The following is a 5787-nucleotide window of genomic DNA, read 5'->3' on the forward strand; positions in this document are numbered from 1 at the left end:
GGTTGCCGCACGGCGCGCCGCCGGTTTCACCACAGCCGGCTTGGCCACGCGCGGCACGCTCGCAACCGGCCGAGCCGGTTCGATTGGCGTGCTGGCATGCGTGCGGAACACGGCCACCGCCTGACGCAGTCCGTCGGCCTGTTCCTGCAGCGACATGGCCGCCGCAGCCGCCTGCTCCACCAGCGCGGCGTTCTGTTGCGTACCCTCATCCATGCGATTGACCGCCTGGTTGACCTGCTCGATGCCCGCACTCTGTTCGTCTGATGCCGAACTGATCTCGCCCATGATGTCGGTCACGCGCTTGACGGCCACCACCACTTCGTCGATCACGCTGCCAGCTTCCGCCACCAGCGTGGTGCCGTTCTCAACGCGGCCCACCGAATCGCTGATGAGTTCCTTGATCTCCTTGGCTGCCGTGGCCGAGCGCTGCGCCAGGCTGCGCACCTCGCCCGCCACCACCGCAAAGCCGCGGCCCTGCTCACCCGCACGGGCCGCTTCCACAGCCGCATTCAGCGCGAGGATGTTGGTCTGGAAGGCAATCCCTTCAATCACGCCGATGATGTCGGCGATCTTCTTGCTGCTTTCGTTGATGCCCGCCATGGTGTCCACCACCCGGCCCACCACCTCGCCGCCTTTCACAGCGATGTCCGACGCGTTGCCGGCCAGTGTGCTGGCCTGCCGGGCGTTGTCGGCGTTTTGCTTCACGATGCTCGTGAGCTGCTCCATGCTCGACGCGGTCTGCTCCAGCGACGAGGCTTGCTGCTCGGTGCGCTGTGACAGGTCCACATTGCCCGCGCTGATCTGCTGGGTGGCGCTGGCAATCGAATCAGAACCCGAGCGCACCTGCGCCACCATCTTCTGCAGACTCTCCTGCATACGCTGCAGGGCCATCAGCAGGCGGCCGGTTTCATCCGCACGGTTCACCTGGATGCTGTGTGTGAGATCGCCCTGCGTGATGTGTTCCGCCTGTTCGATGGCACGCGTCAGCGGCAGCGTGATCGAGCGGCGCAACGCCCACGTCAGCAACCCGCCCACCACGATGCCGCCCAGCAACAGACCGGTCGTCAGCGCGCTCAGACTGGCGTGCTCACGCTGGCCGTCTTCATAGCCAGACTTGGCAGCCGCCAGCTGCATGCGGTTGAGCGCCACCACCTTGTCGCCCAGTGGGCGATACAGGGCCGGCATCACATCCATCACCGTCTTGGTGATGGTCGACTGGTCACCGGCCTGAATAGCGCGCATCAGCACCTCGGCGCCATCGCGCACGAAGGTGTTGCGCAACCCATCGGCTTCGTCGGCCAGCTTGCGCGCCTCCGATGAAGTCGGCAGCGCGCGGTAGCGCTTCCAGGCCGCATCGGATTGGCCGAGAAACATCCTGGCGCGCTCGATCGTCTTGTCCATGCCGGGCGCACCAGGCGCCATGGCTGCGCGATCCAGCACGATGCGAAAGCTCAGCAGGTTGGAATCGGAGTCGGCCAATGCCACAGCACCCGCCAGTTGCACGGCGTACGTGTCCTGCAAGCGTGTATTGGCGTGACGCATGCCGACAAGGCCCGTCACACCCACGATGACGGCAAGCACACCAATGCCCGCCATCATCAGCCCCAACCGGAGCCGGATGGTCATTCTGCTGAACATGGATTTCCCTCCCCTTTCAGCGCCGCACCTGTGATACGGCGGGCATTTGAGTGCCCGCCGCAAGGTGTCTTGTCGCCTGCCGGGCGCACTTGCGCACCCCGGCCAAACTGATCCGCTGTGCTTAAGCGGCTTCGGCCTCGTCGCACAGCGCCATGTCGGCCGACATCAGCAGGCGCTCGATGTCCACCAGGATCAGCATGCGTTCGTCGATCGAGCCCAGGCCACGGATGTATTCCGTATCCAGCGCGCCCGAGAACTCAGGCGCCGGCTTGATCTGCTGGCTTTGCAGCGTCAGCACGTCCGACACGCCATCCACCACGATACCGACCACGCGGTCCCTCAGGTTCAGGATGATGACCACGGTGTACTGGTTGTACTCCACGCGGTCGAGCTGGAACTTGATACGCAGATCAACGATCGGCACGATGATGCCGCGCAGGTTGATCACCCCCTTGATGAAGTCGGGTGCGTTGGCAATGCGCGTGACGGTCTCGTAGCCACGGATCTCCTGCACTTTCAGGATATCGATGCCGTACTCTTCGCGACCCAGGGTGAAGGCCAGGTACTCCTCCCCGCCGGTTTCCTCACCGATCGCATGTTCCTTGACTTCCATTGCGGCTCCCCTCGGCCCCGTCGGGCCACTAGATTGAATTCGTTGTCTGGCGACTGATCCCACACAGCACGGCGTGGCGCTTATGCGGCGGCCATCGCCTCGGTCGAGAACCGACCACCCGGTGCCTGCGCCATCTCTTGCTTCTCGGCAGTAACGGCACGCATGGCGTTTTCTGAATGGCCCGACCGCCCTTCTCGGGCCTCGCGCATGAGCGCCGACACATCAACGATCAGCGCCACGCTGCCATCGCCCAGAATGGTTGCCCCCGAAATGCCAGGCACCCGGCGGTAGTTGGTCTCCAGGTTCTTGACCACCACTTGTTGCTGGCCGACCAGCTCATCAATCTGCAGGGCGATCTTCTTGCCTTCCGAATCCAGGATGACGACGATGCCTTCCGACGGATCGGGCAGCGACGGCGTAATGCGGAAGCGCTCGTACATCGGCACCAGCGTCAGGTATTCGTTGCGCACCTTGAGCAGGCGTCCGCCGCCGGGCACCGCCTTGATGTCTTCCGGACGCGGCTGCAGCGATTCGGCCACGCACGACAGCGGCAGAATGAACACTTCTTCACCGGTCTTGACCGACATGCCGTCCAGAATGGCCAGCGTGAGCGGCAGCACGATGCGGATGGTCGTGCCCTTGCCCTTCTGCGACTGGATCTCGACGTAGCCGCCCATCGACTGGATGTTCTGCTTGACCACGTCCATGCCCACGCCGCGGCCGGACACGTCCGTCACCTGGTCGGCGGTGGAGAAGCCCGGCGCGAAGATGAGCTGGTTGATCTCGTCGTCGGTCATGTTGTCCGACACGGGCAGGCCGCGCTCGCGGGCCTTCTTCAGAATCTTGTCGCGATTCAGGCCCTGGCCATCGTCACTTACCTCGATGACGATGTTGCCGCCCTGGTGGGCAGCAGAGAGCAGCAATTGGCCGGTGGCATCCTTGCCGGCAGCCACGCGGGCCTCGGGCAGTTCGATGCCGTGATCCAGGCTGTTGCGCACCAGGTGCGTGAGCGGATCGATGATGCGTTCGATCAGGCCCTTGTCCAGTTCGGTCGATTTGCCGAACGTCGACAGTTCGACCTGCTTGCCCAGCTTGTGCGCCAGGTCGCGCACCAGACGCGGGAAGCGGTTGAACACGTAGTCCATCGGCATCATGCGGATGGACATGGCAGCTTCCTGCAGATCGCGTGCGTTGCGCGTGAGCTGCGACAGGCCGGCAAACAGACGTTCGTTCAACACCGGGTCGAACGAAGACGCGGTCTGCGCCAGCATGGCCTGCGTGATGACGAGCTCGCCCACCAGGTTGATGAGCTGGTCGACCTTTTCCACACCCACGCGAATCGACGTTTCGGCAGCCACTGCCGGCTTTTCTGCGGCAGCGGGACGCGACGGCATTGGCACGGCGGCGGCCGGAGCGGCCGGAGCGATTTCATTGGCGGCCGGAGCATGCACTTCGGTTTGCGCGGCGGCAGGCGTCGGGGCGGCAACCTGTGCTTCCACCACCGGCGCCGCAGCGGCCACCGCTGCCGGAGCACCACCACCTACGTGCGGCGTGATGACGATCTGGTCGGCATCGATGATGAAGCAACTCACCGCGATGATGTCGTCGGCAGTGCAGGTGCTCTGCAGCACGATGTCGCTGTTGCGGCCGGTGCGCACGTGGCTCACCAGGGTGCCCAGGTGCTTGAGTTCGGTGACGATCAGCTCGCAGTCTTCGTTGGAGACGTCGATCAGCTTGATGTCCAGGCCACCGTCGATGGCCACTGCCGGTGCAGCGGCCGGTGCCTCCGCCACAGCGGGTGCCACCGCAACGGGTTCGACAGCCGCCGGAGCCGATGCAGCGACAGGCGCTACCGGCGCTGGCTGTGCTGCTGTGGCGCCATCCTCGGCAGCCAGGCTGTTGAGCTTGGCCACCATGTATTCGAGCGTGGCCGTATCGATGGGGTGCTCTTGCCGGTAGGCATCAAGTTGGCTTTTCAACACGTCTTTCGTTTCCAGGAAGGCATCCACCATGTTCTCGCGCAACTGCAGGGTACCGGTGCGGGCGCGGTCCAAAATCGATTCCGCCACATGCGTGAGTTCCGTCATGTGGGTAAAACCGAAAGTTGCGGCACCGCCCTTGATGGAGTGCGCGCAGCGGAAGATGGCGTTCAGATCATCAGAAGAAGGGTTGGCGACATCGAGATTGAGCAGCAGCCGCTCCATGTCGACGAGCAGCTCTTCCGCTTCTTCGAAGAAGGCGCCGAAAAACTGGCTAAGGTCGAGGTTCATGTTGTGGTCTCTGTCGTTAATGCGTGGAATGCGTGGATGCTGACCCGTGGGTCTGCGCATGCCATTCAAACAACTGCATGACGGAATCCGTCAGGCCATCGGGGTCGAACGGCTTGGGCAGGAAGCCCGTTGCACCAGCGGCACGCGCCTGCTCGCGGATCGTGCCGTCTGCCTCGGTGGTCAGCATCAGGATCGGTGTGCCGGCATAGGCCGGCAGCGATCGCAGCGCGCGGATCAGGGTGAGGCCGTCCATTGCAGGCATCACCTGATCGGTAATCACAAGGTGGTGAGGGCCATCGGTCTGCTTGCGCACGACCTCCAGCGCGGCAGCGCCGTCTGCGGCTTCCGTCACGGCAAAGCCGCACTCGCGCAGGCACGCGGCGATCATGCGGCGGATCGAGGTTGAGTCGTCCACCACCAGAATGTGTTTCTCGCTCATTGGCTACTTTCTCCCCCTGGGCGCTTATGGCTTGGCCGAAGCAGCCGCATCTGCACCAACCGCGGCCGCTCCTGTTGCACGTGCTGCTGCATCGGGCAGCGTGTCTTTACCGTCGTTGCGCAAGTCGGCCACCGGCTCGATCCCGCCCGAACGGACGGCTTCAGCGGCCCGTGCGTTGAGCACGACGATGCTGATACGACGGTTGATCGGGTTGAATGCGTTGGTCTTGTCCAACGGCACCGATGCTTCCAGGCCCACCACGCGACTCACTTTCTCGGGCTTCATGCCGCCCGCAATCAGCTCGCGGCGCGACGCATTGGCGCGGTCGGCCGACAGTTCCCAGTTGCTGTAACCGTTCTGGGTGGCGTATTGCGTGGCGTCGGTGTGGCCCGACAGGCTGATCGGGTTGGGCACATCGTTGAGTGCCGAACCCAGCTCACGCAGGATGGTGCGCATGTACGGCTGCACCTCGGCGCTGGCGTTGGCAAACATCGGGCGGTTCTGCTGGTCGACGATCTGGATGCGCAGTCCTTCGCTGGTCATGTCGATCAACAACTGGTGCTTGAACTGGCTCATCACCGGGTTGGTCTCGACCATCTCGGCAATCTTCTGCTTGAGCTTGTTCAGCGCGGCATCGTCGGACTCGTCGCGAATGTTGCGCTGGCGCTGCACCGTCGGACTTGGGCTCGGATTCGGCTGCGGCATGTTCTGCTTGATCGCCGGGCTGCCGTTCAGGATGCTGGACTGATCGCCCGAACCGGCGCCGCCAAACAGCGCCACCTTCAGCGGCGTGCGGAAATACGTTTCCACCGACGACAGCTCGGCCT

At 63.9% G+C, this 5787-nt stretch carries 5 protein-coding genes; all 5 read right to left on the reverse strand.

The annotated features are described in order from the left end of the window. Positions 1 to 1638 (reverse strand): methyl-accepting chemotaxis protein (locus JHD73_RS26015; protein WP_199033049.1); only part of this gene is annotated, 1638 nt, incomplete at its 3' end. A 121-nt stretch (positions 1639 to 1759) separates the two neighbouring features. Next, on the reverse strand, positions 1760 to 2251 hold the full coding sequence (locus JHD73_RS26020; protein WP_199033050.1) for a chemotaxis protein CheW: 492 nt from the start codon (positions 2249 to 2251) through the stop codon (positions 1760 to 1762). An 80-nt stretch (positions 2252 to 2331) separates the two neighbouring features. Beyond that, on the reverse strand, positions 2332 to 4521 hold the full coding sequence (cheA, locus tag JHD73_RS26025) for a chemotaxis protein CheA (protein WP_199033051.1): 2190 nt from the start codon (positions 4519 to 4521) through the stop codon (positions 2332 to 2334). Positions 4522 to 4537: 16 nt separating this feature from the next. Continuing rightward, positions 4538 to 4960 carry a response regulator gene (locus JHD73_RS26030; RefSeq protein ID WP_199033052.1) on the reverse strand — a complete coding sequence of 141 codons (423 nt, stop codon included), beginning with the start codon at positions 4958 to 4960 and terminating at the stop codon, positions 4538 to 4540. 24 nt (positions 4961 to 4984) lie between these two features. Further along, on the reverse strand, positions 4985 to 5787 hold an 803-nt coding region (gene motB, locus JHD73_RS26035; RefSeq protein WP_199033053.1), incomplete at its 5' end, for a flagellar motor protein MotB.

The sequence above is a fragment of the Ralstonia sp. ASV6 genome, assembly GCF_016429285.1.
Taxonomy (GTDB): domain Bacteria; phylum Pseudomonadota; class Gammaproteobacteria; order Burkholderiales; family Burkholderiaceae; genus Ralstonia; species Ralstonia flaminis.

Excerpts from the sequence above, each read along its gene's own strand:
- JHD73_RS26020 (WP_199033050.1), bottom strand. The coding sequence starts at position 2,251 with ATGGAAGTCAAGGAACATGCGATCGGTGAGGAAACCGGCGGGGAGGAG.
- cheA (WP_199033051.1), bottom strand. The coding sequence starts at position 4,521 with ATGAACCTCGACCTTAGCCAGTTTTTCGGCGCCTTCTTCGAAGAAGCG.
- JHD73_RS26030 (WP_199033052.1), bottom strand. The coding sequence starts at position 4,960 with ATGAGCGAGAAACACATTCTGGTGGTGGACGACTCAACCTCGATCCGC.